This window comes from Halogranum gelatinilyticum, assembly GCF_900103715.1.
Lineage (GTDB): Archaea > Halobacteriota > Halobacteria > Halobacteriales > Haloferacaceae > Halogranum > Halogranum gelatinilyticum.
The window spans coordinates 211,074-237,613 of sequence record NZ_FNHL01000001.1 but is presented as its reverse complement, the minus strand read 5'-3'; the positions used below and the strand labels follow the sequence as shown (position 1 = coordinate 237,613).

General features: G+C 66.1%; 34 protein-coding genes and 1 tRNA gene. 16 read left to right on the top strand and 19 right to left on the bottom strand.

Annotation, left to right across the window (positions count from 1 at the left end):
• The first annotated feature begins 37 nt into the window (after positions 1-37).
• Positions 38-493, top strand: coding sequence for an MOSC domain-containing protein (locus tag BLR57_RS01165; RefSeq protein ID WP_089693311.1), 456 nt, complete (start codon positions 38-40; stop codon positions 491-493).
• A gap of 183 nt (positions 494-676) precedes the next feature.
• On the top strand, positions 677-2,335 hold the full coding sequence (gene thsA / locus BLR57_RS01160; protein ID WP_089693309.1) for a thermosome subunit alpha: 1,659 nt from the start codon (positions 677-679) through the stop codon (positions 2,333-2,335).
• A 383-nt stretch (positions 2,336-2,718) separates the two neighbouring features.
• On the opposite strand, the gene BLR57_RS01155 is transcribed toward thsA, so the two are convergent.
• Together BLR57_RS01155 and BLR57_RS01150 are read right to left on the bottom strand one after the other, a co-directional pair.
• Positions 2,719-2,793, bottom strand: a tRNA-Arg gene (locus tag BLR57_RS01155).
• Between the two features lie 46 nt (positions 2,794-2,839).
• Entirely contained in the window at positions 2,840-3,217 is a 378-nt protein-coding gene (locus tag BLR57_RS01150) for a YccF domain-containing protein (RefSeq protein WP_089693306.1), read from the bottom strand.
• Between the two features lie 393 nt (positions 3,218-3,610).
• Here BLR57_RS01150 and BLR57_RS01145 point away from each other — a divergent pair, with 393 nt between their 5' ends.
• The 3 genes from BLR57_RS01145 to BLR57_RS01135 are packed head-to-tail and all read left to right on the top strand — an operon-like array spanning position 3,611 to position 5,121.
• Complete coding sequence (locus BLR57_RS01145; protein ID WP_089693305.1) at positions 3,611-4,198, top strand: AAA family ATPase; 588 nt, start codon at positions 3,611-3,613, stop codon at positions 4,196-4,198.
• Positions 4,195-4,620 carry an RNA-binding domain-containing protein gene (locus BLR57_RS01140; protein ID WP_089693302.1) on the top strand — a complete coding sequence of 142 codons (426 nt, stop codon included), beginning with the start codon at positions 4,195-4,197 and terminating at the stop codon, positions 4,618-4,620. Before BLR57_RS01145 ends, BLR57_RS01140 begins: the two co-directional genes overlap by 4 nt.
• 36 nt (positions 4,621-4,656) lie before the next feature.
• Positions 4,657-5,121 carry an HPP family protein gene (locus BLR57_RS01135; protein WP_089693301.1) on the top strand — a complete coding sequence of 155 codons (465 nt, stop codon included), beginning with the start codon at positions 4,657-4,659 and terminating at the stop codon, positions 5,119-5,121.
• Here BLR57_RS01135 and BLR57_RS01130 read toward each other — a convergent pair.
• The 4 genes from BLR57_RS01130 to BLR57_RS01115 form a co-directional block, all read right to left on the bottom strand.
• Entirely contained in the window at positions 5,118-5,636 is a 519-nt protein-coding gene (locus BLR57_RS01130; protein WP_089693299.1) for a gamma carbonic anhydrase family protein, read from the bottom strand. The two genes, BLR57_RS01135 and BLR57_RS01130, sit on opposite strands and share 4 nt — an antisense overlap.
• A 73-nt stretch (positions 5,637-5,709) precedes the next feature.
• Positions 5,710-6,762, bottom strand: a complete 1,053-nt coding sequence (locus BLR57_RS01125; protein ID WP_089693297.1) for a nucleoside recognition protein — start codon at positions 6,760-6,762, stop codon at positions 5,710-5,712.
• Between the two features lie 54 nt (positions 6,763-6,816).
• Complete coding sequence (locus BLR57_RS01120) at positions 6,817-7,374, bottom strand: magnesium transporter (protein WP_089693295.1); 558 nt, start codon at positions 7,372-7,374, stop codon at positions 6,817-6,819.
• Positions 7,371-7,958: a magnesium transporter gene (locus BLR57_RS01115; RefSeq protein ID WP_089693294.1), complete on the bottom strand. Its 588-nt coding sequence runs from the start codon at positions 7,956-7,958 to the stop codon at positions 7,371-7,373. Before BLR57_RS01115 ends, BLR57_RS01120 begins: the two co-directional genes overlap by 4 nt.
• Positions 7,959-8,072: 114 nt before the next feature.
• Here BLR57_RS01115 and surE point away from each other — a divergent pair, with 114 nt between their 5' ends.
• The 5 genes from surE to BLR57_RS01090 all read left to right on the top strand — a co-directional run bounded on the left by surE (position 8,073) and on the right by BLR57_RS01090 (position 11,622).
• Positions 8,073-8,930, top strand: a complete 858-nt coding sequence (gene surE, locus BLR57_RS01110; RefSeq protein WP_089693292.1) for a 5'/3'-nucleotidase SurE — start codon at positions 8,073-8,075, stop codon at positions 8,928-8,930.
• Positions 8,931-9,188: 258 nt separating this feature from the next.
• Positions 9,189-9,587: a DsrE/DsrF/DrsH-like family protein gene (locus BLR57_RS01105; RefSeq protein ID WP_089693290.1), complete on the top strand. Its 399-nt coding sequence runs from the start codon at positions 9,189-9,191 to the stop codon at positions 9,585-9,587.
• A gap of 11 nt (positions 9,588-9,598) precedes the next feature.
• Positions 9,599-9,838, top strand: coding sequence for a sulfurtransferase TusA family protein (locus tag BLR57_RS01100; RefSeq protein ID WP_089693288.1), 240 nt, complete (start codon positions 9,599-9,601; stop codon positions 9,836-9,838).
• Positions 9,835-10,980, top strand: a complete 1,146-nt coding sequence (locus BLR57_RS01095; protein ID WP_089693286.1) for an NAD(P)/FAD-dependent oxidoreductase — start codon at positions 9,835-9,837, stop codon at positions 10,978-10,980. Before BLR57_RS01100 ends, BLR57_RS01095 begins: the two co-directional genes overlap by 4 nt.
• A 3-nt stretch (positions 10,981-10,983) precedes the next feature.
• Positions 10,984-11,622, top strand: coding sequence for a helical membrane plugin domain-containing protein (locus BLR57_RS01090; RefSeq protein WP_089693284.1), 639 nt, complete (start codon positions 10,984-10,986; stop codon positions 11,620-11,622).
• A 33-nt stretch (positions 11,623-11,655) separates the two neighbouring features.
• Here BLR57_RS01090 and BLR57_RS01085 read toward each other — a convergent pair whose 3' ends face one another.
• Entirely contained in the window at positions 11,656-13,062 is a 1,407-nt protein-coding gene (locus tag BLR57_RS01085) for a signal recognition particle protein Srp54 (protein WP_089693282.1), read from the bottom strand.
• Between the two features lie 503 nt (positions 13,063-13,565).
• On the opposite strand from BLR57_RS01085, the gene BLR57_RS01080 reads away from it, so the two are divergent.
• Both BLR57_RS01080 and BLR57_RS01075 read left to right on the top strand, forming a co-directional pair.
• Entirely contained in the window at positions 13,566-14,180 is a 615-nt protein-coding gene (locus BLR57_RS01080) for a LysE family translocator (RefSeq protein ID WP_089693280.1), read from the top strand.
• Positions 14,181-14,249: 69 nt separating this feature from the next.
• Positions 14,250-14,834, top strand: a complete 585-nt coding sequence (locus BLR57_RS01075; RefSeq protein ID WP_089693278.1) for a class I SAM-dependent methyltransferase — start codon at positions 14,250-14,252, stop codon at positions 14,832-14,834.
• Positions 14,835-14,851: 17 nt separating this feature from the next.
• On the opposite strand, the gene ftsY is transcribed toward BLR57_RS01075, so the two are convergent.
• The 7 genes from ftsY to thpR all read right to left on the bottom strand — a co-directional run bounded on the left by ftsY (position 14,852) and on the right by thpR (position 18,681).
• Positions 14,852-16,174: a signal recognition particle-docking protein FtsY gene (ftsY, locus tag BLR57_RS01070; RefSeq protein ID WP_089693276.1), complete on the bottom strand. Its 1,323-nt coding sequence runs from the start codon at positions 16,172-16,174 to the stop codon at positions 14,852-14,854.
• Positions 16,175-16,180: 6 nt separating this feature from the next.
• On the bottom strand, positions 16,181-16,648 hold the full coding sequence (gene pfdA / locus BLR57_RS01065; RefSeq protein WP_170830574.1) for a prefoldin subunit alpha: 468 nt from the start codon (positions 16,646-16,648) through the stop codon (positions 16,181-16,183).
• Complete coding sequence (rpl18a, locus tag BLR57_RS01060) at positions 16,648-16,824, bottom strand: 50S ribosomal protein L18Ae (protein ID WP_089693272.1); 177 nt, start codon at positions 16,822-16,824, stop codon at positions 16,648-16,650. The genes pfdA and rpl18a overlap by 1 nt, the downstream gene beginning before the upstream one ends.
• A 60-nt stretch (positions 16,825-16,884) precedes the next feature.
• Entirely contained in the window at positions 16,885-17,550 is a 666-nt protein-coding gene (locus BLR57_RS01055) for a translation initiation factor IF-6 (protein ID WP_089693270.1), read from the bottom strand.
• Between the two features lie 2 nt (positions 17,551-17,552).
• On the bottom strand, positions 17,553-17,831 hold the full coding sequence (locus BLR57_RS01050; RefSeq protein ID WP_089693268.1) for a 50S ribosomal protein L31e: 279 nt from the start codon (positions 17,829-17,831) through the stop codon (positions 17,553-17,555).
• Between the two features lie 3 nt (positions 17,832-17,834).
• Positions 17,835-17,987 (bottom strand): 50S ribosomal protein L39e, encoded by a 153-nt coding sequence (locus BLR57_RS01045; protein ID WP_009367057.1) that lies wholly within the window; start codon positions 17,985-17,987, stop codon positions 17,835-17,837.
• 139 nt (positions 17,988-18,126) lie between these two features.
• Complete coding sequence (gene thpR / locus BLR57_RS01040) at positions 18,127-18,681, bottom strand: RNA 2',3'-cyclic phosphodiesterase (protein WP_089693266.1); 555 nt, start codon at positions 18,679-18,681, stop codon at positions 18,127-18,129.
• Positions 18,682-18,800: 119 nt separating this feature from the next.
• Between thpR and BLR57_RS01035 the strand changes: the two genes are divergently transcribed.
• The 4 genes from BLR57_RS01035 to sufU all read left to right on the top strand — a co-directional run bounded on the left by BLR57_RS01035 (position 18,801) and on the right by sufU (position 21,886).
• Entirely contained in the window at positions 18,801-19,538 is a 738-nt protein-coding gene (locus tag BLR57_RS01035) for a tetratricopeptide repeat protein (protein ID WP_089693264.1), read from the top strand.
• Entirely contained in the window at positions 19,539-19,841 is a 303-nt protein-coding gene (locus BLR57_RS01030; RefSeq protein ID WP_089693262.1) for a DUF424 domain-containing protein, read from the top strand. It begins immediately after the preceding gene.
• A gap of 118 nt (positions 19,842-19,959) precedes the next feature.
• Positions 19,960-21,234, top strand: a complete 1,275-nt coding sequence (gene sufS / locus BLR57_RS01025) for a bifunctional cysteine desulfurase/selenocysteine lyase SufS (protein WP_089693260.1) — start codon at positions 19,960-19,962, stop codon at positions 21,232-21,234.
• A gap of 232 nt (positions 21,235-21,466) precedes the next feature.
• Positions 21,467-21,886, top strand: coding sequence for a Fe-S cluster assembly sulfur transfer protein SufU (sufU, locus tag BLR57_RS01020; protein ID WP_089693258.1), 420 nt, complete (start codon positions 21,467-21,469; stop codon positions 21,884-21,886).
• A gap of 331 nt (positions 21,887-22,217) precedes the next feature.
• Here sufU and BLR57_RS01010 read toward each other — a convergent pair whose 3' ends face one another.
• The 5 genes from BLR57_RS01010 to htpX all read right to left on the bottom strand — a co-directional run bounded on the left by BLR57_RS01010 (position 22,218) and on the right by htpX (position 26,153).
• A complete protein-coding gene (locus tag BLR57_RS01010; protein ID WP_089693254.1) occupies positions 22,218-22,406 on the bottom strand; it encodes a hypothetical protein in 189 nt (62 codons plus the stop codon).
• A gap of 107 nt (positions 22,407-22,513) precedes the next feature.
• Positions 22,514-23,545 (bottom strand): DNA repair and recombination protein RadA, encoded by a 1,032-nt coding sequence (gene radA / locus BLR57_RS01005; protein ID WP_089693252.1) that lies wholly within the window; start codon positions 23,543-23,545, stop codon positions 22,514-22,516.
• Between the two features lie 166 nt (positions 23,546-23,711).
• Complete coding sequence (gene pspAB, locus BLR57_RS01000) at positions 23,712-24,317, bottom strand: PspA-associated protein PspAB (protein ID WP_089693250.1); 606 nt, start codon at positions 24,315-24,317, stop codon at positions 23,712-23,714.
• Between the two features lie 25 nt (positions 24,318-24,342).
• A complete protein-coding gene (locus BLR57_RS00995; RefSeq protein ID WP_089693248.1) occupies positions 24,343-25,221 on the bottom strand; it encodes a M48 family metalloprotease in 879 nt (292 codons plus the stop codon).
• A 50-nt stretch (positions 25,222-25,271) separates the two neighbouring features.
• Positions 25,272-26,153 (bottom strand): zinc metalloprotease HtpX, encoded by an 882-nt coding sequence (gene htpX / locus BLR57_RS00990; RefSeq protein ID WP_089693247.1) that lies wholly within the window; start codon positions 26,151-26,153, stop codon positions 25,272-25,274.
• Positions 26,154-26,540 lie beyond the last annotated feature (387 nt).

Genomic DNA, 26,540 nt, shown 5'->3' with positions numbered 1-26,540 from the left:
CGGATAGATACATCACTCTCCGCTCGGTAGCACCAGTATGAACGGCGAGGGCACGGTCGAAGGCATCTTCATCACAGGGGAGACGGGCGGCGACATCGAGCACCGAGACGAAGTCGAGGCCGTCGCGAAGCGTGGCCTGCGCGGCGACCGCTACTTCTCCGAGCAGGAACGGGACACCGGCAACCACGTCACGCTCATCGAGCGAGAGGCGGTCGAAGCCATCGAACGCGAGTCGGGGATCGAGTTGGCTCCCGGCGAGCACCGCCGGAACATCGAGACCAGCGACGTCGCGTTGAACCATTTGGTAGAAAAGCGGTTCCGCGTCGGCGACGCGGTCTGTCGCGGCGTCGAACTCTGCGAGCCGTGTAGCTACCTCCAGAACATGACCGAAGACGGCGTGCTGAGCGCGCTCTTACATCGCGGCGGTCTCCGCGCCGAGCTTCTGGAGAGCGGGACCGTTCGGGTAGGAGATTCGGTCGCCGTCGTCGAGTAAGCCGGAGACCAGCCGGACGCTGACGGCGGCCACTCGGCTACTTATACCACACCGTGAGACAGTGTAGCATGACTCGCCATGTCTCTCCCGTCTTGCGGTTTTGCTGATTTGGAAGCGGAAGCTTTTTATAGAACAACAGACAATGAATGCGTGAATATGGCTCAGCGAATGGGTAATCAGCCGATGATTGTACTGTCGGAGGACAGTCAGCGGACCTCCGGCAAAGACGCACAGTCGATGAACATCACAGCTGGGAAGGCCGTCGCCGAGTCCGTTCGGACAACGCTCGGTCCGAAAGGCATGGACAAGATGCTCGTCGACTCGTCGGGCGGCGTCGTCGTCACGAACGACGGCGTGACCATCCTCAAGGAGATGGACATCGACCACCCGGCGGCGAACATGATCGTCGAGGTCTCCGAGACGCAGGAGGACGAGGTCGGCGACGGTACGACGACCGCCGTCGTCATCGCCGGTGAACTCCTCGACCAGGCCGAGGAGCTCATCGACTCGGACATCCACCCGACGACGCTCGCACAGGGGTACCGTCAGGCCGCCGAGAAGGCCAAGGAAGTCCTCGAGTCCAAGGCCATCGACGTCACGGCCGAGGACCGCAACACGCTCCTGAAGATCGCCTCCACGGCGATGACGGGTAAGGGCGCGGAGTCCTCGAAGGACCTCCTCGCCGAACTCGTCGTCGACGCCGTGCTGGCCGTCGCCGACGAGGACGGCATCGACACCGAGAACGTCTCCGTCGAGAAGGTTGTCGGTGGCTCCATCGACAACTCCGAGCTCGTCGAGGGCGCAGTCATCGACAAGGAGCGCGTCGACGAGAACATGCCCTACATGGTCGAGGACGCCAACGTGGCGGTCTTCGACGGCGCGCTCGAGATCAAGGAGACCGAGATCGACGCCGAAGTCAACGTCACGGACCCCGACCAGCTTCAGCAGTTCCTCGACCAGGAAGAGAAGCAGCTGAAGGAGATGGTCGACCAGCTGAAGGCCGTCGGCGCGGACGCCGTCTTCGTCGGTGACGGCATCGACGACATGGCCCAGCACTACCTCGCGAAGGAGGGTATTCTGGCTGTTCGCCGCGTCAAGAACAGCGACCTCAAGCGCATCGCTCGCTCGACGGGCGCCCGCGTCGTCTCCAGCCTCGACGACATCGAGGCCGACGACCTCGGCTTCGCCGGCTCCGTCGCCCAGAAGGACGTCGGCGGCGACGAGCGCATCTTCGTCGAGGACGTCGAGGACGCGAAGGCCGTCACCCTGTTCCTCCGCGGTGGCACCCAGCACGTCGTCGACGAGCTCGAGCGCGCAATCGACGACTCGCTCGGCGTGGTCCGCACGACGCTGCAGGACGGGAAGGTCCTGCCCGGCGGCGGTGCACCCGAGACCGAGCTGGCTCTCGAACTCCGCGACTTCGCCGACTCCGTCGGCGGCCGCGAGCAGCTCGCCATCGAGGCCTTCGCCGACGCGCTGGAAGTCATCCCGCGCACCCTCGCCGAGAACGCCGGTCTCGACCCCATCGACTCGCTCGTCGACCTCCGCTCGCGTCACGACGCCGGTGAGTTCGGTGCCGGTCTCGACGCCTACACGGGCGACGTCATCGACATGGAAGAAGAGGGTGTCGTCGAACCCCTCCGGGTCAAGACGCAGGCCATCGAGTCCGCCACCGAGGCAGCCGTCATGATCCTCCGCATCGACGACGTCATCGCCGCTGGCGACCTCTCCGGTGGCCAGATCGACCCCGACGACGGTGACGACGACATGCCGCCGGGCGGCGGCATGGGCGGCGGTATGGGCGGCATGGGCGGCATGGGCGGTATGGGCGGCGCGATGTGAAGCAGGCGCTGAGTCAGTAATCACATCCACCCACTCCGTTCCCGTATCGACCACCAACTGTCGGCCCACTCTCGCCGAATCCGATTTTCTTTCGACGCTGACTGGTGAGCCGGTGGCTCGTCGATTGCTGTTTACATCGCAACGAGAGCACGATGGGAGTCCCGCGAGCAATGCGAGACGGCTTCGCCGTCTCGCTAGCCGTGCGGGCGACTCACGGGTCGCCCGTAGACAAAGCGAGTGGGACTACATCGTGCGAGAGAGGTCGAGTGAAACGAGACCGAACGAGCACGATGGGATTTGAACCACGGTCACTCCGCTTCGCTTCGTTCCCTGATTCAAATCCTATGGCTGTCGCTTCCTGCTCACTGTCGTTCGCAGCAAAGCGAGCACGATGGGATTTGAACCCACGGCCGTCGGATTAGAAGTCCGACGCTCTATCCAGACTGAGCTACGTGCCCTCGTCAGTAGCCACAGGGAGCGGCGTAAAAAGCGGTTTGGGTTCCGTCAGCCGTCGAAGCGGTACAGCGACGTCACGTACGGCAGGCGGTTGAACATCCAGTACGCCACCGGCAGGCCGATGACCGTGACCGCGAAGAACGCCGCCACGTTCGCCCAGAACCAACTGAGCCACCAGCCGACGAGGACGAAGTAGACCCCACGGACGACGAGCGACCGTTGGCCTCTCGCGGACTCGGGAGCCGTGAGCGACCGCGGCTCCTTCAGGCTCAGGACCGTCGGCACGAGGTTGATGAGCTTGATGCCGATCGGGAGGAGGATGATCGTCGCGTTGAGGAACCACGCGATGTTGACGACGACCGGTGTCGCCCACCAGCCGATGAAGACGAACCATAGCGCGCGGACGAGGAAGGATCGTTCTGCCATACAGGAGATGGTTCGTGTGGACGGATACCGATTTCGGCCTCATTCGAGTTGGTTGAGAGGTTCGGGAAGTGGCGGGGCCTGAACGTCTCGAAATCCCACGCGCTGTCGACTCGGGAGCCTCGCTGCGCGCTTCACTCGCTTCGCTCGTTGCAGTGCTTTCTTCGTCTGCCTTCGTCGACAGCACGTCCCCTTTCTGTCCACCCGCGACAGCCACACCCTCCCCAACCGACTCCTTCGCTCCTTCCAGTCGCTCAGTCGTCCCTCGCATGAGTGGCACGCGGCCATAAACGGCCGCGAAGCCACGCGCCGAACCGGGTTTCTCTCGCTCGCCACCGACCCCCTCCAGACTCGTATTCACAGGGCTTAACCACGCCACCAGTGTACCAGAAGGCAATGAGAGTCATCGGAACCGTCGGACTGCCGGGCAGCGGCAAGGGGGAGGCCGCGGAGGTCGCCCGCGAGGCCGACATCCCGGTCGTCACGATGGGCGACGTCATCCGCCAGGCGTGCCGCGACCGCGGTCTCGACCCCGCCGAACACCACGGCTCGGTCGCGAAGGCACTCCGCGAGGAGGAGGGTCTCGACGCCATCGCCGCCCGCTCGCTCCCCATGATTCGCGAGCACTTGGCGGAGACCGACACGGTCCTCGTCGACGGCCTGCGCTCGACCTACGAGGTCGACCGCTTCCGCGAGGCCTTCGGCGAGGACTTCCTCGTCGTCAGCATCGAAGCCCCGTTCGAGGTCCGCGCCGAACGCCTCGGCGAGCGCGGCCGCGACAACAGCGACAGCGACGTCGAAGCCCTGAAGGAACGCGAGGAGCGCGAACTCGGCTTCGGGATGGGCGAGGTGATGGACGACGCCGACGTCGTCGTCGACAACACCGAGTCGCTTTCGGCGTTCCGCGCACAGATTCAGACCCTGCTGCACGAGGGCCCCGAGGCACTGGCGGACGCGGAGTCGGGCCAGGAGGCGGAGCGATGATCTACAGTATCGACGTCCGCATCGTCGCGCCCGTCCGCGACACCGAGGTCACGGACCGCGTGCGCGACGCCGTCGCCAACGTCTTTCCCAACGCCGAGTTCGTCCACGAACCCGGCCAGCTCGTCGCCGAGACCCACACGCTCGACCCCTTCTCGGACAAGCTCCACGAGCAGGAGATCCTCGACAGCGCCCGCCGCGAGTTCGAGAACCGCGCGACCGACGACGGCTTCTCGTTCGCGCTGAAGAAGCAGGCCGCCTTCGAGGGCCACATCAACTTCGCCGTCGGCAACCCCGACGAACTCGGCGATATCGAGGTGCAGGTCACGGTCCGCGAGCCCTCTGTCGAGGAGTTCATCCACCACATCGCGCCGCCGACGAAGGACGGCAAGCCCGTCGAGGGCGAGTTCCAGCCGCGCGATTGACTCACCGAATGAACCGGGCGAGACGAGGGACGACGGATGCGTGAGACCGCCGTCGCTGGCGCGCGAACCGCCGTGCTCGTCGCCGTCGCCGGGACGGTCGCCGCCGTCACCGGGTCACCGTTCCTCTTTCCGAGCCTCGGGCCGTCGGCCTACGCGCTCGTCACGACGCCGAACAGTCCCACAACCGACCCACGGCGCGTGGTCGGCAGCCACGCTATCGGCGTCGCCGCCGGCTGGCTGAGCTACCATCTCTTAGCGACAGGAATCGTCGTCACCGACCTCCCGCCCGCCGGCTCCGCGGACCTCACGCTTTTGATGGCCAGCGGCGTGCTCGCGGTGGGACTCACGACCGCCGGGATGGTCGCGACCGACCTCCGACACGCACCAGCCTGCGCGACGACGCTCATCGTCGGCCTCGGCCTGTTGCCGACGCTCCGGGAAGGAGCCATCGTCGTCGTCGCCGTGAGCCTGCTCGTCGCCGTCGACCAACTTCTCCCCTAACCGAACAGCTCCTCGTGGCGCGCCGCGAGGTCCGTGTAGGCTCCCGAGTGGTGCTGCTCGAAGATCTCCTCGGGGTCGAGCGTCGTCTCCGCGAGCGGCGTCACGATAGCCGGGACGCCGCGGACGAACGACTCGGGGGGAATCTCGTAGCCCTCGGGGACCACCGCGCCGGAGGCGACGACGCTCCGCGCGCCGACGACCACGTCGGAGTTGAGCGTCGCGTTGAAGCCGACGAGCGCGCCGTCCTCGACGACGGCGTCGTTGAGTACCGCGCCGTGACCGACCATCACCCGGTCGCCGACGACGGAGGCGTGGAGGGTGGCGTTGTCGCCGACGTGGCTCTCGCGACCGATTCGGACCGGTCCGACGTCGCCGCGGCAGACCACGCCCGGCCAGACGCTGGCGTCGGCTTCAACCGTCACGTCGCCGACGAGGACCGCGTCGCGAGCGACGAACGCATCGTCGTGAATCTGGGGAGACGTACCGTCGAACGCGTAGTGTCGTCTGTCGACCATGTAGAGAAGACGCGCGAGGAAGGCAAAACCCTTCGCGCGGTGGGCACCCAGCGGAGAGAACGGCGAAAGCGACTCAGACCGTGAGCAACACGGCCACGGCGAGGGCGATGTAGACGACCTTCAGCGCGGTGTTGACGACGATGACCTTCGAGCCGAACTCCGCGCCCCAGATGCCGTACTGGAAGGGAATCGACCGCTTGAACGTCGAGAACGCGAAGGAGACGATGCCCCCGAGCAGCATCGTCACGACGGCGGTCCGCGCGGTGAAGGTCGTCCCGATCTGCGGCGCGATGGTCGCCGCGCCGACGGTCGTATCGAAGGTGTAAGCGACGATGACGGGGACGGCCGCACCCGGCAGCCCGACGAGCGACGTGAGCGGTTCGGCCGCCGCCGTCACCGCCGTCAGGTCCGTCGTCTCGACGATGAGCGTCACGAGCACGTAGACGACGGCGAGACGCGGGACGATGCGCCGCAGCTTCGACCACGTCTTCTCGCTAGCAGTTTCGAGGACCTCGCGAGCCGTGTCGTCCTCGTCGCCGGGGAGAGTCGGCCCCTTCGCGTCGTCCACTGACTCACCCGAGCCGTCGGTCTCGACTGTGTCGGTCACATCGGCCGCCTGCGCGTCCCCTGAATCAGTCGCTCGCGACGACGGGCCGTCCAACAGCACCGCGCCTGCGACGACGCCAGTGACCGTGATCGCCAGCGCGATGGCGGCCCGCGAGCCGACGTAGAGCAGGCCGACCTCCAGCCCGAGAATCGGAATCAACACGGGCGCGTAGAAGGTGAAGATGTGCTGGACGAAGCCGAAGAAGGTGTTCATCGTGACGGCGACGAGCGTCGCTCTGTCGTCCAGCCGTCCCGAGTCGCGGAAGTCCGCGAGCATCCCGTAGCCCGCAGTCGTCGACGCCGCCGTGGTGAGGATAGCCGTCCCCACCTCGTCGGGCAGGTTCGCCGGGCGCGTCAGATACCGCGAGAGGGCGGCCACGTAGTCGACGAGTCCGAAGCCGACCGCGACGTTGGCGAGGAAGACGCCCACGGCGATGAACACCGAGATGCGGGCGACGCGCGGCAGCACCTCCACGAGGACGGGGAGGACCGACTCGACGAGAGAGAGTGCCGACTGCACGGCTAGAGATGAGAAAGCGACGGTGAAATCGTCGTCGGTCGCGGTGGGAGAGGGTCAGACGAAGAGCCGAACCGCCCCGAAGAGCACGAGCACGCCCAGCACGTCGCAGGTGTTGGTGACGACGGGCAGCACCACGTCGTCGGGGTCGAGTTCGAACCGGTAGGCCGCGTAGGTCGCCGTCACCGTCACCACGACCGCGAGGACGGCCAGGCAGATGCCGCTCGTGAGCGAGACGAGCAGCACCGTCGTGAGCGGCAGTCGGGTGCTACCGATGAGTGCCGTCAGGAGCCACGCGCCGACGCCGATGACGGGGAAGACCGAGACCGCGAGCGCGACCGTCGCCACGGCGTTGCCCACGAGGTCGTCGTCCGTCGGCGAAAAGGAGAGCGTCCCCAAGTGAAACGACGTCGAGAGCCGCGCCGCGAGGATGCTGCCGAGATTCCCGGCGGTCCCGATGGTGACGGGCACGAGCACGAGCAACGAGGGGTAAGTCAGCAGCGACCCTTCGAAACTGCCGAGGACGAGACCGCTCCCGATCTCGACGAGCGTGAGCACGAGAAGGACGGGCAGCATCGCTCGCGTGATGGCTCGGACGGTCCAGTCGGTCGTCACGCCAGCCCACCCCCGCTCACGGCCAGCACCGTGCGGACCGCGATGAGGAGAAAGAGGATGCCGAAGACGTCGCCCGTCGTCGTCACGACCGGCCCGACGAGCGTGTCGGGGTTGTAGCCGCGACGGTAGCCCGCGAAGACGACGGTGACGACCACGACCGTCAGGACAGTTCCGGAGAGCACGCCCGCGACGAGCGCGATCCCGAGCAGCGTCGGCAGGGGCGCGACCGTCCAGCCCAAGAGGGTGAGAACGAGAAAGGCCGCCGTCGCCGCGAAGAGACTCGCGAGGATGCCGTTGCCGAGGGCGGCCGCGACGGCCGCGCCGAGTCGACGGTCGGCCTCGGAGATGCGCGGGACGACCAGTCCCTGGTGGAGTGCGGTGGCGATGCGCGCGCCGAGGCTGCCGTAAACGTTGCCACGGGTCGCGAGGAGGGCGGGGACGAGCACCAAGAGACCGGGCACCTGCTGGAGTTCCGCGCGCATCCCGCCGAGGACCGCGCCAGCGACGAGACCGCCGACGAGGCTGGCACCGAGTGCCGGTACCGCCTCACGGTAGGCCTGTATCGCGACCTCGCGCACGCTCATGACGGAACCCACACGCACCGGCGGCATAAAGGCCGCCGCAAGCGTCACGTCTCTCCAGATAAGCAGACGTTCCGACGGATTTAGGCGTCTCCACTCGAAGTCGGCTGTACTCCGATGTCCGAGCCGCACGTCCTCCTCACCAACGACGACGGAATCGACAGCCCCGCGCTCCGCGCGCTCCGAGACGAACTGGCCAGCGTCTGCGACGTCACCGTCGTCGCCCCCGCGACGAACCAGAGCGGCGTCGGCCGCGCCCGCTCGCGGACCGTCGCCGTCGAGGAACGCGACGACGGCTACGCGGTCGAGGGGACACCCGCCGACTGCGTCGCCTACGGCCTCCGCCAGTTCGACGACAGTCCGGACCTCGTCGTCTCCGGGGCCAACGTCGGTCCGAACGTCGGCTCGTACGTCCTCGGCCGGTCGGGAACCGTCGGCGCGGCGGTCGAGGCGGGCTTTCTCGGCACGCCCGGCCTCGCCGTCTCCGCCTACTGCTCGGAGGGCTTCTTCCCCGCCGACGACGCCGACTACGACGGTCCCGCACGAGTCACCCGCGACCTCGTCGAGGAGTATCTGGAGGGCGAGCTCCTCTCGCGGGCGGACTTCCTGAACGTCAACGCACCCCTCTACGACGCCGACCGGATGCGCGTGACGACGCCCTTCGCGGACTTCGATACGGGCGTCGAGCGACTGGACGGCGAGGAGACGGGTGACGACGTCGAGCTCCGCGACGCCTTCTGGGCGCAGGCCGACGCAGGCTACTGGGAACAGGCCGAGGCGGGCGGCGACCTCTTCGACCACATCGAACCCCACCGCCACGCCTACCCCGTCGGCTCGGACCGCCGCGCAATCCTCGACGGCGAGGTCAGCGTCTCGCCGCTGTCGGTGCCGCAGAGCGTCGTCCAGAGTGCCGCTGTCGACGACGCGGTCGCTCGGTACAACGGTGAACGCGTGGTCGACGGACCGCAGATTTAGGTTTCGGCCTCGAGCGTCACGCTATCGAAGCAGTCCCACACACCTCGTAGCCACGGCGCTCGCTGACTGCTTGTAACTCCTCGGTGTGCAGGTCGGCTATCCGTTCGGGGACGTCAGTGCAAACCGCTGCGGCAGGTGGGGCTACCGGACGTGTCCGTCGGCCCACGTGCATCGCCGACACGTCACACGATTCTCACGGTATTGGAATCATCATACAATACTACTTCAATTGGCGACAATCTGTAGCTGTGAAGCATCATGACTGGCTATGCAATCGTCTTGGCGTCCGGTGAACTGGAGCGGATTACCGCGGCGAGTATCATCGGTTCGGTCGCCGCCTCGATGGACATCCCAGTCTCCATCTTCGTGACGATGGAGGGGCTGGGGGCCTTCGAGCGAGAACGGGTCGAGGCCCGCGACTTCGACGGCGGAGCTATCGCGCAAGCGATGGCGACTGCCGAGGACGTCAGGGTCCCGCTGTTCACCGAACAGCTCCGACAAGCGAAGGAGATCGGCCCGCTGGAGGTCTACGCCTGCACGATGGTGATGGACCTCCTGGGCACGACCATCGACGACTACGTCGACGTGTTCGACGGGGAACTCGGCGTCGCCGGGTTCCTGAACAAAGCAGAAGGGAAGGAAGTAATCTTCGTCTGAGGTGACCAACAATGAGCAACGAAATCAAAGCTGACGTAACGGTTGATGCGCGCGGGGCGGCCTGCCCCGGACCACTGATGGATCTCATCGGCAAGATCAAGACGGTCGAGTCGGGGACCGTCGTCGAACTCCTGACGGAGGACACGGGGTCGAAGAACGACGTGCCGGCGTGGGCCGAGAAGGCCGGCCACGAACTGCTCGACGTCGTCGAGATGGACGACTACTGGGCCATCTACGTGGAGAAGATATGACCGAGGACATTCTCGTCGTCGGTGGAGGCACCGGCGGCCTGGTGGTGGCGAACCGCCTCGCTGAGGAACTCCACGCTGAACTCGACGCGGGGGACGTTCGGGTGACGGTCGTCACCGACGACCCGAACCACGTCTACAAGCCCACGTTCCTCTACGTCCCGTTCGGGAAGAAGACGGTCGCCGACGCGAAACGGCCCGTCACCGACCTCCTCGACTCGCGGGTCGACCTCCGGCTCGACCGGGTCGTCGGCGTCGATACCGAGCACAAGACCGTGCAGGTCGAAGACGGGGACGACGTCATCGGCTACGACCACCTCGTCCTCGCGATGGGTGCGCAGTTGGTTCCCGACGAGGTACCCGGCCTGAAAGAGGGTGGACATCACTTCTACGGCCCGGAGGGGGCCGAGAAGCTCCGCGACGAGTTGGCGACGTTCACCGAGGGCCACCTCGTGCTCAGCGTCATCGGGGTGCCGCATATGTGTCCCGCCGCACCGCTGGAGTTCGTCTTCATGGTCGACGACTGGCTCCGCGAACGTGGCCGCCGCGAGGACGTCCAGTTGACCTACACCTACCCCATCATGCGGGCGCACGGACTGGAGTCCATCGCCGAGTGGGCGACGCCGCTGCTCGCAGAACGGGACATCGCCCTGGAGACGTTCTTCAACCCCGAAGAGATCGACCCGGAGGCGAAGGTCATCCGGACGATGGAGGGTGAGGAGATGGAATACGACCTGCTCGTCGCCATCCCGCCACACACGGGCAACGAGCTCGTGAAAGCGGCGGGTCTCGGTGACGACGGCTGGGTCGCCGTCGACAAGCACACGCTCGAAGCGACGCACGCGACGGACGTCTACGCCATCGGCGACATCGCAGAAGTCCCGACGAGCAAGGCCGGCAGCGTCGCCCACTACGAAGCGGGTGTCGTCGCCGACCGTATCGCGAGTCGCGTCCGTGGACAGACGCCGACGGCCACCTTCGACGGCAAGACCGTCTGCTTCATCGAGACGGGGATGGACGAGGCGACGTTCGTCGAGTTCGCGTACGGCCGCCAGCCCACGGTCCGCGCGCCCTCGAAACTCGTCCACTGGTCGAAGCTCGGCTACAACGAGGCCTACTGGCTGACCGCACGGGGGGTGCTGTAACCGATGGCCGACACCAACGCGGCGCTTGGTGCCATCGAAGCCGAGGAACTGAGCACGGCAATCGAGGAACATCCCGAACAGGTCGCGCGCTTCCTCGAACGGCTCGGGCTCGTCAACGAGTTCCTCGACGCGGCCGACGTGGTCGTCTCCGGTCTCGACGACGACATGGTCACGGAACTCGCCGGCACGTCGTCGACGCTCGCGCTCGCGGCAAACGGCCTCGCGACGCCCGAGACCGTCGGGTTAGGAGAGACGGTCGGTGAGAACGCCGAAGACCTGTCGGCGGCCGTCGAGACGCTCGTCCGCCTCCAGCGCGACGGGACGCTCGACGACCTCGCAGCCCTCGGCGACCTCGTCGCACTCGGGTCGGCGGCACTGGACGACGACATGGTCACGGGACTCGCACACCGCGGTGAGCGACTCGGCGAGCTCGCCGACGTCGCTGCCGACGACGACACCGCCCGCGGCCTGCAGACGATGCTCGCTGCGGTCGGAACGGCGACTGCGAGCGACCCGGAACGAGTCGGAGCAGTAGGACTGGTGCGGGTGCTTCGGGACCCCGAAGTCCAGACTGGGTTGGGGTTCCTCGTCGCGCTGGCGCGGGCACTCGGCCAGACGAAAACAGAACAGAAACGGTCGTAGTACGGTCCCGAGAACAGCGGTGAGGGGGGACGCTTAGCCGAACGGACCGCCGCCGCCACCGCCGAGGCCGCCCATGCCGCCCATGCCGCCGCCGCCCTGCTGTTCGAGCTTCTTCATCATCCGCTTCATGTCGCCGTCACCCATCTGGCCGAACTGCTTGATGGTGCGCTCCATCATCTTGTGCTGTTCGAGCAGTTCGCGGATGGTCTCCTCGTCCTTCCCGCTGCCGCGGGAGATACGCTGAATCTGGGAGGCACCGATGGAACGGGGTTCCTCCATCTCCTCGTCCGTCATCGAGTCCATGATGACCTCGAACGAGCGCATCCGGTTCTGCGTGACGTCCATCGCGTCGTCCGGCAGTTGGTCCATGAGCCCGCCGCCGAGCCCGGGAATCATGTCCATGATCTGGTCGAGGGGACCCATCTTGTTCATGGCGTCCATCTGACGCTTCATGTCTTTCAGGGTGAACTTCCCCTTCATCATGTCCTCGGGGTCCCAGTCGTCGTCCTCGGCCTGCGTCTCGGCCATCGCGCGCTCGACGCGCTCGGAGAGCTGCTTCAGGTCGCCCATGCCGAGCAGCCGCGAGATGAAGCCGTTCGGCTCGAAGCGTTCGATGTCCTGAACCGTCTCGCCGGTTCCGAGGAAGGAGATAGAGGAGTCGGTCTCGTTCACCGCAGTGAGGGCACCGCCACCCTTCGCGGTCCCGTCGAGTTTGGTGATGACGACGCCGCCGATGCCGATGGAGTCGTTGAACTCCGTCGCCTGCTTCTTCGCGCCCTGGCCGATGGCGGCGTCGAGGACGAGCAGGTTCAGGTCGGGATTTACCATCTCCTCGATGTCCTCGATCTCGTCGATGAGGTCCGACTCGAGGGCGTGGCGGCCCGCGGTGTCGACGATGTGGACGTCGGCGTCGTCGGTCGCTTCCATCCCCTCGCGGGCGATCTTGACGGGGTCCTCTTCGTCGGGGTCGCCGTAGAACTGGACCTCCGCGCGCTCACACATCTGCTTGGCCTGGTCGTACGCGCCGGGCCGGAAGGTGTCGGTCTGGATGACCGCCGGACGAAGCCCTTTCTTCGAGAACCACCACGCCATCTTGGCGGCGGTGGTCGTCTTCCCCGACCCCTGCAGACCGGCGAGCATGATGGTCTGCGGTTCGAGCGGGATCTCCGTGGAGTCGCCGACGAGGTCGACCATCTCCTCGTAGACGATCTTGAGGATGTGGTCGCGCGCGGTCGTGCCGCCCGGCGGTTCCTCTTCGAGCGCCCGCTGTTTGATCTGCTTCGAGAGGTCCATCACCAAGGCGACTTCGACGTCGGCCTGGAGGAGCGACCGCTGAATCTCCTTGACGATGTCCTCGACGTCCTCTTTCGAGAGCCGGGATTTGCCCTGCAGCTTGTCGAGGGAACTGCGAAGGGAACTCCCGAGGTCATCGAGTACCATTTGCGGGTCGCTACGCTGTGGAGTCGTTAAAGACTTTGCACCTATGATTTGGTGTCGTGTGTTTGTTTTGGGTGATTTCCGGTCGTAGTGGGGGTTCAGTGAGGATGTGCAGACGGAGAACATTCGTCGTCCTACCTGCTGAGAACGCCTCGAAAGCCCCTGCCGTCTCGACTCCCGGGACTCGCTGCGGTCCTCCGCCTTCGGCCTGCGGTCCTTGCGTCGTCCGGGTTCGCCGAGACGGCAGCCCCTTTCTGTCCACCCGCAACAGCCACCTCCTCCCCAGCCGATTCGCTCACTTCGCTAGCGCTCGTTCGCTCATCCCTCGCGTGCGTGTCTCGCGACACAGAGGTCGCGAAGCCACGCGCCATACCGGTGGACGACACTCCGAGTGGGGTCCTCAAGGTGTCCTCTTGGGTGATGCTGGTCCAGCCTGGGCAAGTTGCCACACCGACTCGTTGCATTACTCCCCGAGCTTTATCACTGAAACCGACTCACCCCAGGGTATGGCCGGTATCGTCCCCGACCCACAGACGCTCGCGCTCTACCTCGGCGCGGCCGTCGCGCTCATCCTCGCGCCCGGTCCCGACACGGTCTACGTGTTGACCCGAGGAATCCAGAGCCGCGCCGCGGGTGTCCGCTCGGCACTCGGCGTCTCCACGGGTGTCCTGCTCCACACCCTCGCCGCCGCACTCGGTCTCGCCGCGCTCCTCCGGGCCGCGCCGACGGCCTACAGCCTCGTCAAGTACGTCGGCGCGGCCTACCTCGTCTACCTCGGGGTGCAGGCCGTCCGAAACGACGAATTCGCCCTCGACGACGCGACGGAGACGACGAACAGCTACCTCCGAGGCGTCGCCGTCAACGCGCTCAACCCGAAGGTCGCGCTGTTCTTCCTCGCTTTCCTGCCGCAGTTCGCCGGAGACGGCCCGGACGCGACCGCCCGGATGGCCCTGCTCGGCTTCCTGTACGCTGTCGTCACCGCGGGCTATCTCTCTGCGGTCGCGCTCGCCTCGAACCGTGCGCGACGACTCGTCGCCACCGACCGCCTCCGCGAGAAACTGCAGTGGGGAGCTGGCAGCGTGTTCGTCCTCCTCGGTCTCTCCGTCGCGCTGGACGCCTAACCGTCAGCGTGGGAGCAGAAGGCCGAGCGAAGGGACGACGTTTTCACTGCCACTGGCCAATTCGAACCGATGACACGCTTCCAGAACACCCGCCAGCCCGACTGGGACTGGTGGGGCGAGCTGTGGGACGACCCCGAGACGACGCTCCGCACGCTCGGTGCCGACGACGCCGACTCGGTGCTCGATCTCGCCTGCGGCGACGGCTTCTTCACCGTTCCACTGGCCGAACTCGTCGACGGGCCGGTCTACGGCGTCGACCTCGACCCCGACTACCTCGCGCGGCTCCGCGACTACGCCGCCGAGAGCGACGCCGACGTGACACCCATCGCGGGCGACGCGCGTGACCTCCCGTCGCTGCTCACCGAGCCTGTCGACTACGTCCTCCTAGCGAACACGTTCCACGGCGTCGACGACCAGGAGGGTCTCGCGAACGCCGTCTACGACGTGCTCGAACCCGGCGGCCGCTTCGCTATCGTCAACTGGCACGACCGACCCCGGGAGGAGACGACCGTCACGGGTACGGTGCGCGGCCCGCCGACGGACCTGCGGATGACGCCCGACGAGACCCGAGAGGTCGTCGAAGCCGGTGGCTTCGCTACTGTCGAGACGGTCGAGCTGCCGCCGTACCACTACGGCGTCATTTTCGAGCGGTAGAAAGGTACGCGACGGAGCTACTCCTCGGCACCGAGGAGGTCCGAGACCAGCGCTTCTGGCTCGAACCGTTCGAGGTCGCCGTAGCCCTGTCCCGTGCCGAGGAAGAGGATGGGCTTACCCGTGACGTAGGCGATGGAGATGGCCGCACCGCCCTGCGAGTCGGCGTCGGCCTTCGTCAGGATGGCCCCGTCGATCTCGGCCGCCTCGTTGAACTTCTTGGCGCGCTGGACCGCGTCCTGGCCCGCGACCGCCTCGTCGACGAACAGCGTCATGTCGGGACCGACGACGCGGTTGATCTTCTCCAGCTGTGCCATCAGGTCGTTGCTCGTGTGCAGGCGACCGGCCGTGTCGCCGAGGACGACGTCGACGTCGTGGGCCTCGGCGTATTCGACGGCGTCGTAGATGACCGCTGCCGGGTCACCGCCCTGTTCGTGGGCGATGAGCTTGCGGTCGAGGTTCTCGGCGTGCTTGCTGATCTGCTCGTTGGCACCCGCACGGTAGGTGTCGCCGTTGGCGAGCACCGTCGAGACGCCCTGCGATTCGAGATACTCCGACATCTTGGCGATGGAGGTCGTCTTCCCCACGCCGTTGACGCCGGTGAAGATGATGACGACGGGCTTGTCGGCGTCCTGAATCCGCTGGTCGAAGTCGAACTGGCCGACGCTGATGACGTCGAGCAGCGCGTCGTGCAGCGCCTCCTCGACGAGTTCCGCGGTCGTATCGACCTGCTTGCGGGACTCGCCGATCATCTTCTCGCGGATGGTATCGAGCATCCGCTCGGCGACGTTCATCTCGACGTCGCTCTCGAGCAGTGCCATCTGGAGTTGCCACAGCGGCTCTTCGAGGTCTTCCTCCTCGATGATGATGCGGCCCGTGGCGAACGCCTTCGCCTGTCGCCAGCGGCTGGTGGAACCTTCCTTCTCTTCGGCCTCGTCGCTCGAGGACGACGACCGCCGGGCGAACTCGGGAATCTCGCTCTCGTCTTCCTCCGCGTCGACCGGTTCGTCGGCCGGTGTCGACGGCTCGGACTCGACGGACTCGGTGGACTCCTCCACCTCGGTGTCCGCTGGCGACGTCGCGGCCTCCGCCTGCTCGGCTGCCGTCTCCGCGTCCGTCGTCTCGTCGACGAGCGTCTCGGTCGAGGCGGCGGCGTCGCTCTCGGTGCTTGCGCCATCGTCGACCGCGGCGGTTTCCGCGTCGGCCGTCGAGGCGGACTGCTGGTCGGCGTCGGCCGCCTGGTCCGGCTGGTCGGCCTCCTCAGCCGCCTCGGCCTTCTCCTCGGCGGTCTCCTCGACGTCTTTGCGGAAACTGTTGAGCTTGTCTTTCAGTCCGTCGAACATCGGAGCTTACTCGTCGTCGCCTTCGCCTTCTCCCTGCATCTGCTGCATCTGCTGCATCTGCTGCTGCTGCATCTGCTGCTGCATCTGCTGGGCCTGCTGTTCGATCTCGGAGCTCTCGTCTTCGAGGTCGTCGACCTCACCGCGGAGCTCTGCGATCTCCTCGTCGAGGTGGTCCTGCCGACGACGGAGTGCGTCGATGGCGTCGCCCTGCTCCTGCTCGGCCGCGTAGCCGCCGCCGAGCGAGACGATGACCTCGTCGATGTCCTGCACGTCCGCGCGGAGATACGCGCCGCCACCGAGCGGGACCTGCACCGTCGAACCCGATTCGAGCGTCTCGATGGCCTCGACGGCGTCGTCGATCTCGTTCTTCTCTTCTTCGAGCTCTGCGATGTCGGCTTCGACCTCTTCGATCTCCTCGTCGATGGCCTGAAGCTCCTGGGAGAGCTGCTGGAGCTGCTGCTGACCGCCGCCCATCATGCTGCGGTCACCTCCTCGATCTCCACGTGGGGGCGCTTGAGACCGTGCTCGCTACCGAAGCGCGAGAGCACGTACTCGCTTGCGACGTTCTCGTTGATTGCCTCGACACTCTTCGTAAACGGCTTCCAGGTCTTGCGGCTCCGGAAGCGACCGCTCACAGTAAACTGACTCATAAAAGACGATGTGGTGGCGAGCGGGAAGTATCTTCCTACTCGGAACTCCGAGACTGCGGGTCAGTCGATGAAGTCCAGCGCGTCCTCGATACGGCCGAGTTCGGGACCCGTGGTCTCCTCGCCGACGAGATAGCCCTCGTCGTTGGCGACGAGCCCGGAGCCGACGAGCGGCGCGCCGTAGTTGACCGTCCCGATGTCCGCGCGGACGCCGAGATGCTCTTCGAGCGCGTCGAGTTCCTCGTCGCGGGACTTCGGATGACAGAGGACGCCGCTGTTGTTGGCGACGGCGGCCGTGCCGACCGTTCGGACGTCGCCGAGGTCGCCGCGTTCGATGGGGACCTGCAACGCCTCCTTCACCGCGTCGACCGCCTCGTCACCGAGGTCCGGATGAATCCACGCGCCGTAGTCGTTCGTGAGGACGACGTTACCGGCGGCGTTGATGCGGCCGGGGAGACCGACGACCGGAAGCCCGGTGGCGTCGGCGATACGGTCCTTCTCGCGGTCGGTCGCGCGGCCGGAGACGAGAACCCCGTTCTCGTTGCCGGTCGCCAGCGCGCCGACGGTGCCGGAGCCGGCGACGTTCGTCTTGAGGACGGGCGTGTCGAACTCGGCTTCGAGGTCGGCGACGAGCTCGTCGCTCAAGTCGGGGCGGACGAGCACGACGTTGTCCGTTGCACGCGCGAAGACACCGACGTACGACGACCCAGCGAAAGAGGCGCGGAGCACCGTTAGTTGGCCGTTTCAGCTTCGACGACTGCACCGCCGTCTTCCTCGAAGCGAGCGGCGCGGACGCGGAGCTTCCGGGGCGGGTTCTGCCGACCCTCGGCCCAGATTGCCTCGTTGACGCTCGGGTCGAGGCGGACGGCGTCCTCGTCGACCTTGAAATGCTTCGACAGATGCTTTCGGACCGTCTTCATCGCACGGTCTGCACGCTTCTGTACGGGAGCCTGCTGCGCGTCGCGGAGCGGGACGGTGACGACGCGCTCCTCGAAATCACTTGCACTCATTGCTTACTCGTCCGTGTTACTTCGCCGCCAGTTGCGACGCTTGGGGTTTCGCGTGACTTCCATGTCGGTCTTCATCATGACCCACGCGGGGACGCGGCTGTTCTGACGCTCCAGCTTTGCCAGACGCTTCTTCTTGGCCTTCGATTTCTTACCCATAGTAGGACAGAGTTCCGCTGCACGCCATAAAGACTTGTTCCTTTCATCCCGACTGCGCGACAGTCTGCCCCACGGTTTCGGGGACGGCGACGGTCTCGAACCGCTCGCTGCCGACCCGCGGGCGGAGGGGACGACAGCCTCAGAGGTCGAACCGTGTCACCGTCTCGTACTCCGGACCCTCCCGCGTCAGCGTGCTCTCGGTCAGCCGAATCTCGTCGACGCGAAACGTCCCGAACGTCGGCTGGTCGCCCGTGACGGCCTCCACGACCGTCTCCTTCCCACGGGCGTCTTTCAGCCGCCCGATAGTGACGTGCGGGGTGAAGTCGTGGTCCTCGGGGTCGAAGCCGATGGCGGTCAGTTCCCGCTCCAGTGCCTCGTGGAGCCGTGTCATCTCGTCGGCTCCCTCCTCGACCCCGGCCCAGACGACGCTGATGTAGTCGAGGTTCGGGAAGACGCCGAGTCCGGCGACCGTCGTCTCGAAGGGGCCGAGTCCGCCGGCGTCGACGGCGGTCTCGATTGCTTCCTCGATTTCGGGGACGCGTTCGGCGTCGACGTCGCCGAGGAACTTTAGCGTCACGTGCGCCCGCTCGGGCGAGACGAGGGTCAGCCCCGCCAGGTCGCGGAGGGGGGCTTGCACGTCGGCGATGGCGTCGGCGACGGCGTCGGGGAAGTCGATGCTGACGAACAGTCGCATAGCCTGACGGTACGCGGTGGAACGGCTAAGCCGCTGGGGCAAGAGAGCGGACACGAGCGGTGGCGACGGCCGAGCCGTGTGACGCAGGGCTTAACCGCCGTGACGGCCAAAGCCGCACCATGAGCGACGACCGCCGACCGCACAAGTTCTCCGAGGGGCAGGGCCTCAACGAGGACTACGACGAGTTCACGCTCGACCCGCCGGAGCTCAAGATCGACCCGACGAAGGTCGACCCGGTCGACTCCCACGTCCTGACGGACCTGCTCGACGAACGGAACATCACGCAGGACGACGTCGACGTCCAGAGTCTCATCGACGTCGGGCTCTCGTATATGCAGATCAACCGCTTCGAGGAGGCGACGGAGGCCTTCGCCCGCGCCGCCCAGTTCGCCGAGGACGACTCCCTCGACGAGCAGGAGGCGTGGGTCAACAAGGGCGCGGCACACGCCCAACTCGAAGAGTTCGACGAGGCCATCGGCGCGTACCAGGAAGCTCTCAGAATCGACGAGGACTCCGAACACGCCGCCTCCGCCCACACCAACCTCGCGTACGCGCTCTGGGAGTGGGGCCACACCGAGGACGCCCTGGAGCACGCCGAGCGCGCCGTCGAGGTCGACCCGCGCTTCCCGCAGGCGTGGTACAACCGCGGCTTCTTCCTCTCGGAGCGCGGGCTGTACGAGGAGGCCGTCAACGCCTACGACAACGCCATTCGACTCGGCGAGCGGAACGTGAACATCCTCGAGGAGAAGGCGCTGGCACTCGAAGAACTGGGTCGCGAAGAAGAGGCCGAAGAGATCATGGAGCGGGCCGAGGAGATGCGCGAGGAGGCCGAGCGCGAGATGGTCGAGGAGTACTAGATGCTGCTCAAGGAGCGCGACACCCCCGAGGGACTGCTCGTGTCGGTCTGTGACCCCGACTGTCTCGGCGAGACGTACGAGAACGGCAAGGTCTCTCTGACCGTCACGGAGGACTTCTACGGCGGCGAGGACGCCGAGGAGGCCGACGAGGAGACCGTCCTCGACAGCCTTCACCGTGCTGCTGTCGCCAACCTCGTCGGCGAGGAGACCGTCCGCGTCGCCGTCGAAGCGGGCGTCGTCGACGAGGAGACCGTCCTCGAACTCGAAGGGACGCTCCACGCGCAGTTGCTCTGGCTGCGGTAGGGTCGTCGCGTCACTCGTTCTGCCGGCAGCCGTCCGTCTCCCGAACGTAACCGAATCCGGTTAGCGACGCTTCTCCCGACCGAAGGGGTGTTATCCCCGTAGTCCCTATCCGCTCCCAATGGAACTCCAGTCGTACCCTATCGACGTCGCGGCCATCCGCGAGGACTTTCCGGTCCTCGGCCGGAAGGTCGGCGGGGACGTGAGTACGCCCGGTGAGGGGCCGGAGGACACGGAACCGCTGGTCTATCTGGACAACGCAGCCACGAGCCAGACGCCAAAACAGGTCGTCGACAGCATCGTCGACTACTACTACGGCTACAACGCCAACGTCCACCGCGGCATCCACCAGCTGAGTCAGGAGGCCTCCGTCGCCTACGAGGAGGCCCACGACCGCGTCGCCGACTTCATCGGTGCGGAGGGCCGCGAGGAGATCGTCTTCACGAAGAACACGACCGAGGCGATGAACCTCGTTGCCTACGCGTGGGGGCTGAACGAACTCGGCCCGGGCGACCGGGTCGTCCTGACCGAGATGGAGCACCACGCCTCGCTCGTCACCTGGCAGCAGCTCGCCAAGAAGACCGGTGCCGAGGTGAAGTACATCCGCGTCGACGACGAGGGACGGCTCGACATGGAGCACGCGAAGGCGCTCATCGACGAGTCGACGAAGATGGTCTCCGTCGTCCACGTCTCGAACACGCTCGGGACGGTCAACCCGGTCGACGAACTGGCCGACATGGCCCACGAGGTCGGCGCGTACATCTTCGTTGACGGCGCGCAGTCGGTGCCGACGCGGCCGGTCGACGTCGGCGACATCGACGCCGACTTCCTCGCCTTCTCGGGGCACAAGATGCTCGGCCCGACGGGCATCGGGGCGCTGTACGGGAAAGAACACATCCTCGAAGCCATGGAGCCGTATCTCTACGGTGGCGACATGATTCGGAAGGTCACCTACGAGGACGCGACGTGGGAGGATCTGCCGTGGAAGTTCGAGGCCGGCACGCCCAACATCGCCCAGGGTATCGGTCTCCACGCCGCCATCGACTATCTCGACGACATCGGGATGGACAAGGTGCAGGCCCACGAGGAACTGCTCGCCGAGTACGCCTACGACCAGCTGAGCGAGTTCGACGACATCGAAATCTACGGCCCGCCGGGTGACGACCGCGGCGGCCTCGTCGCGTTCAACCTCGGCAGCGTCCACGCCCACGACCTCTCCAGTATCCTCAACGACTACGCCGTCGCCGTCCGCGCCGGCGACCACTGTACCCAGCCGCTGCACGACAAGCTCGGTGCACCCGCCTCGACGCGTGCCTCCTTCTACATCTACAACACGCGCGAGGAGATCGACGCGCTGGTCGAAGCTATCGACGGCGCGCGAGAGTTGTTTGCCTGAAGCGGCGTCGTCCACGCGCCTCCTCGTGAGGCGCGGACACGCTGCCGCGGAAGTGTTGTTTGCCTGATACGGCACGGTACGTGCGCCCCTCTGTGGGCGCAGACACCCAGCCGTCTCAGTGTTATTCGCCTGAAGCGGCGTCGTCCGCGCGCCTCTTCGGGGGCTGAACCGACCTCTCGACCCACGTACCCCGGAATCCTTTTACAGCGCACTCACTTACGAACGGCCAACTATGGGCATGGGCTCCGACATGTATCGGCAGCAGATTCTCGACCACTACAAGAACCCCCGCAACTACGGCGAGATGGAGGACCCCACCTTCTCGCACGTCGGGGAGAACCCCTCCTGTGGCGACACCATCCGGGTGGACGTCCGCCTCGAAGACGACGGCGAGACCATCGAGTACGTCGCCTTCTCCGGCGACGGCTGTGCCATCTCGCAGGCCAGTGCCAGCATGCTCTCGCAGAAACTCCCGGGCATGACCGTCGCCGAACTGAAGGAGATGGACCGCGACGACATCGTCGACATGCTCGGCGTCGACATCAGCCCGATGCGCATCAAGTGCGCCGTGCTCGCCGAGAAGGTGGCCCAGGACGGTGCCAAGATCTACGAGGGCGAAATCGACCTCGACAAGACGAGCACCGAGGAATAACGGCGTTTCTTCGACTCTTTCTCTCCTCTCGACGACCGACTGAGACTCATCTCCGGCGCGTGGCTTCGCGGCGACGGCCGCGAGACACGCACGCGAGGGATGAGTGAACGAGCGCATGCGAGTGAGCGAATCGGTTGGGGAGGACGTGGCCGTGCGGTGTTGTTGGGTGGGACTGAAAGGGGACGTGTTCTCGACGAACCCCGGCGACGTAAGCACCACAGGGGGGAGCGAAGCGACCGACGAGGAGCACAGCGAGCCGCGGGAGTCGAGAACACGTGGGCTTTCGAGACGTTTGCAGATTCGCAGATGACCCATCGAATTAAGTCGTACGCTACGCCCAGCCACGCCGCCGCGCCACGACTGCCGACCACGCCGCGACGCCGGTGAGCGCGATCGCACTCACGGCAACCACCTGAGACAGCGACTCGTCGCCAACCGACAGCGCGTACAACGCGGCGACGAGGACGACGGCGTAGAGCGCAGCGAGAACCCACATCACGGTGTCCATCCGAGCAGTCATGTCCGATAGATGGTGCTGAGGAGACATAACTCAGTGTCCGCTCGCCGGGTCGGAGCCACGCAAAGAGAGAAGCCGCGAGAAAGAACCGAACCGAAAACCAGTCGCGCCTATTCCGGCTTCAGGCCGCCGTCCTGCACGCGCATGACGGCCTCGCCGTCGGCCAGGTTCGGCGCGTCGACGAGGCGGACGATCCGCTTGTCGCCCTTCGACTTGCGGAGGTAGATACGGAACGTCGACTTGTGGCCCAGGATGTTGCCACCGATAGGCTGGGTCGGGTCGCCGAAGTAGGAGTCGGGGTTCGAGGCGACCTGGTTCGTCACGATGACCGCGGCGTTGTAGAGGTTGCCGATGCGGTCGAGGTCGTGGAGGTGGCGGTTGAGTTTCTGCTGGCGGTCGGCGAGCTGACCACGGCCGACGTACTCCGCACGGAAGTGCGCCGTGAGCGAGTCGACACAGAGCAGGCGGACGGGCCATTCGGTGTCCTCGTGCTCGTTGGCGAGTTCCTCGGCCTTCTCGGCGAGGAGCATCTGGTGGTTGGAGTTGAACGCCTTCGCGACGTGGATCTTGTCGAGGACGTCCGCGATGAGTTCGTCCATCGCCTCCTCGTCGTCGGGCGAGCCCTCGATTCCACGGTCGTCCATCGTGGCCTGCAGTACGTCGTCGTCGAGACCGCGGACCATGTCGTCGATCCGCTCGGGACGGAAGGTGTCCTCCGAGTCCACGAAGATGACACTGCCGCGGAGGCCGCCGACTTCCTTGGGAAGCTGGACGTTGACCGACATCTGGTGGGTGATCTGAGACTTCCCGGCACCGAACTCACCGTAGGCCTCGGTGATGGACTGCGTCTCCAGCCCGCCGCCGAGGAGCTCGTCGACTTCGGGGATCTGCCAGCTGAGCTTGCCGATCTGCTGGCGGTGTTCGAGGACGGCCGTCCCGGTCTCGAAGCCGCCGATGTCGGCGGCGTCCTGGGCGGCGCGGACGATGTCCGTCGCCGTGCTGTCGCCGACGTCCGCCTTGTTCGCGAGGTCCGCCGGACTCGCGACGGCGAGGCTCTCGTAGGTGTTGAAGCCTGCGTCTGTGAGCTTGTCTGCGGTTGCGGGACCGACTCCGGGGAGGTTTTCGAGGTCGTCTTCTGCCATCGTAACCAGTCCTTACGCCTATCCACACATAAACCCTCGTTAACAGCAAGGTGAAAGTGAAACCAGGTGACTGCATGGTGGTCGGTAGCACAGTCTCGTGAGGGTTTAGAAACGAAGAGCGCGAAGCGACCGAGTTACTGTCGGCCGGAAAGACAGCTCGGTCGGACTACTCCCACGGATGGTTGCCCGGCGTGTCGGGCCACAGCGGATACCAGAACTGCTCGTCGGATTCGATGCCGAGTTCGCCGTCCAGCACCGTCTCCAGTTTGAACTCCAGCTGTTGGTCGCGTTCGTGTCGGCGCGTGGGCGCGAAGGGGTAGTACTTCCCGCGGCGGAACGAGTAGATCCAGTACGCCTGCGAGCCGTCCTTTCGGAAGCCGAAGACAGCAGCGAGCAGCCGCGAGCCGTACCCCTGCTCGATGAACTCGTCGGCGGCGAAGTGGACGCTCGTCACGAGGTCCTCGGGGTCGTCGTCTTCGAGCACGACCCAGTGGTAGCCGTGGTCGTCCTCGTACCGCCGGAAGACGGTGCCCGTCTCCTCCTCACCGGCCCGGAGGATGGCCTCGACGTTGTCCAGCGTCTCGGCGAAGTCCGTACTGTCCACGGACGAAAAGCAGAGTGCCGCCTCGCCGGCGGGGTCGAAGCCGAGGTCGGCCTCCATCGTCAGATACGCCGTGCTCATCCCGAAGAGGTCCTCGGGGTCGGCCGCGCGGGTGGCGTCGGCCTCGGCGCGGAGGCCCAACGCCGACCGAAGCGAGTCGAAGAGTCCCATGGAGGTCCCTGAGAGCGCGGGGGACTTAGGTCGTTTCCACCGACCGTTCGAGGTCACGGAGGCGAGCGACCCGCCGCTCGGTCGAGGGGTGGAGCCACGGCAACGGCGCGGTGACGGGTTCGACCACGCAGAAGGCACTGACGAGGCCGAGTTCGCGGGCGTCAGTCGTCGGTGGGCCGTTCGCTTCGTCGTTCTTGGCGGCCTGTGCCAACGTCCGCAGTGCCGACGCGAGCGCGGCCGGGTCGCCCGTCAGTGCGACGGCTCCGCGGTCGGCGGCGTACTCCCGCGCTCGCGACAGGGCGACGACGACGGGGGCAGTGGCGACGACGAGGACCGCCGAGAGCACGCCAAAGAGGAGCGCGAGGAAGACCGCTTGGACGCCCTCGCTGGCGACGTCGCGGCTCGTCTCGACCGTGGAGAGACCCAACAGCGTCGGCAGCGACGCAACGGTCAACACGGCCGCGTCGTAGTTCGTCGCGTGTGCGAGTTCGTGCGCGAGGACGGCCTCCAACTCGTCACGGTCGAGCGTCGCCAACAGTCCGGTCGTGACGCAGAGCGTCGCCCCGCGTCCCCAGCCGACGGTAAAGGCGTTCGGCTCGGCGGTGTCGACGACGGCGACGTCGGGATCAGTGACGCCGCCCTGCTGGGCGAGTCGCTGGACGGCCGCGAGGAGCTGCGGGGCGTCCTCCGCCGAGAGCACGTTCGCGTCGACACCGCGGAGGGTCAATGGCGGCCCGGCGACGAGAAAGGCGAAGAGCAGACAGCCGAAGCCGAGACCGACGAAGACGCCGAACCACCGGAGCCAGCCGACGAGGAGGGCAGCGAAGGCGACGTAGCCGGCGAGAACGAGCACACCGCAGCCGACGGTGGTCGCGACTAACCGGACGTCACGGGACCAGTGCATGGCCGAAGCGCGAACGGCGGAAGAATAAGTCTGGTGGGCTGTGAAGGCGGTTACCGCGTCTCCATCTCCTTTTCGAGTTCACGGAGCTTGGCGACGCGCTTCTCGGTGCTCGGGTGCGTGCTGGCGATCTTGCCGATGAAGCCGCTCTTGATGGGGATGATGAAGAACGCGTTCATCTCCGCCTGCTCGCGCATGTCCTCCTTCGGGACGTTGTCCATCCGCCCCGAGATCTTCAGGAGCGCGGAGGCCAACGCCGAGGGCTTGCCCGTGATGACCGCGCCACCCCGGTCGGCGGCGTACTCGCGGTACCGCGAGAGCGCGCGGATGAGGATAAACGAGATGACCCAGACGACGAGCGAGACCGCGATTGCGGCGAGGACGCCACCACCGCCGCCGTTGCGGTCGCGGCCACCGCCGCCGAAGAAGAAGCTCCAGCGGACGATCATGAACGCGACCGTCGAGAGGAACGAGGCGATGGTCATGACCATCACGTCGCGGTTCTTGATGTGGGCGAGCTCGTGGGCGAGAACGCCTTCCAGCTCGTCTTTGTCGAGCGTCTGCATGATGCCCGTCGTGACGGCGACGGCGGAGCTCTTCTGGCTCCGGCCCGTTGCGAAGGCGTTCGGGACGCGCGAGTCGGCGACGGCGACCTTCGGCTTCGGGAGGTCGGCCTGCTGGGAGAGCCGACCGATCATCGCGTGCAGTTCGGGATACTCCTCTTCGGAGACCTCTTTCGCGCCCATGCTGTAGAGCGCGAGCTTGTCGCTGAAGAAGAACTGTACGAAGAGGAAGACAGCCATGAGCGGGAGTGCAATCGCGCCGTAGTCGGTGAACGTCACCATCGCACCGACGAACACGATGTAGAGGGCGAACAGGAGGAACATCGTCAGGACCATGCGGCCCCTGAGTCCCCAGTCCGGTTTCCAGTCCATGCGCGCACCTAGCCACTCTGACCTATAAACGCTGCCGGAGTTGGGTATGCCGTGACACAGCAGCAGCCGGGCGGTAGGGCCGCCGTCTCCACGTGCTAGCGGTCCTCTCGTCCTATGAGAACGTGTCCCGTGAGACTCGTCAACGTAACCCTGCCGAAAAAATATTATAATTCCGGTCGAAACGGCTTGGTATGGCGACACGCCAGACAAAACCCTCGGAAAACCACAAGTGTAGCTGTGGAGAGATGTTCGCGACGACCGAGGACCTCGTGGCACACGCCCGGACGGAACACGGGCTTTGGGCCCACTGACCCCCGCTGAGACAACATACCAACTGTTCGACACCAACTGAAGAGCGTCAGCCACGTCGCGAGACGCTGCCGCCAC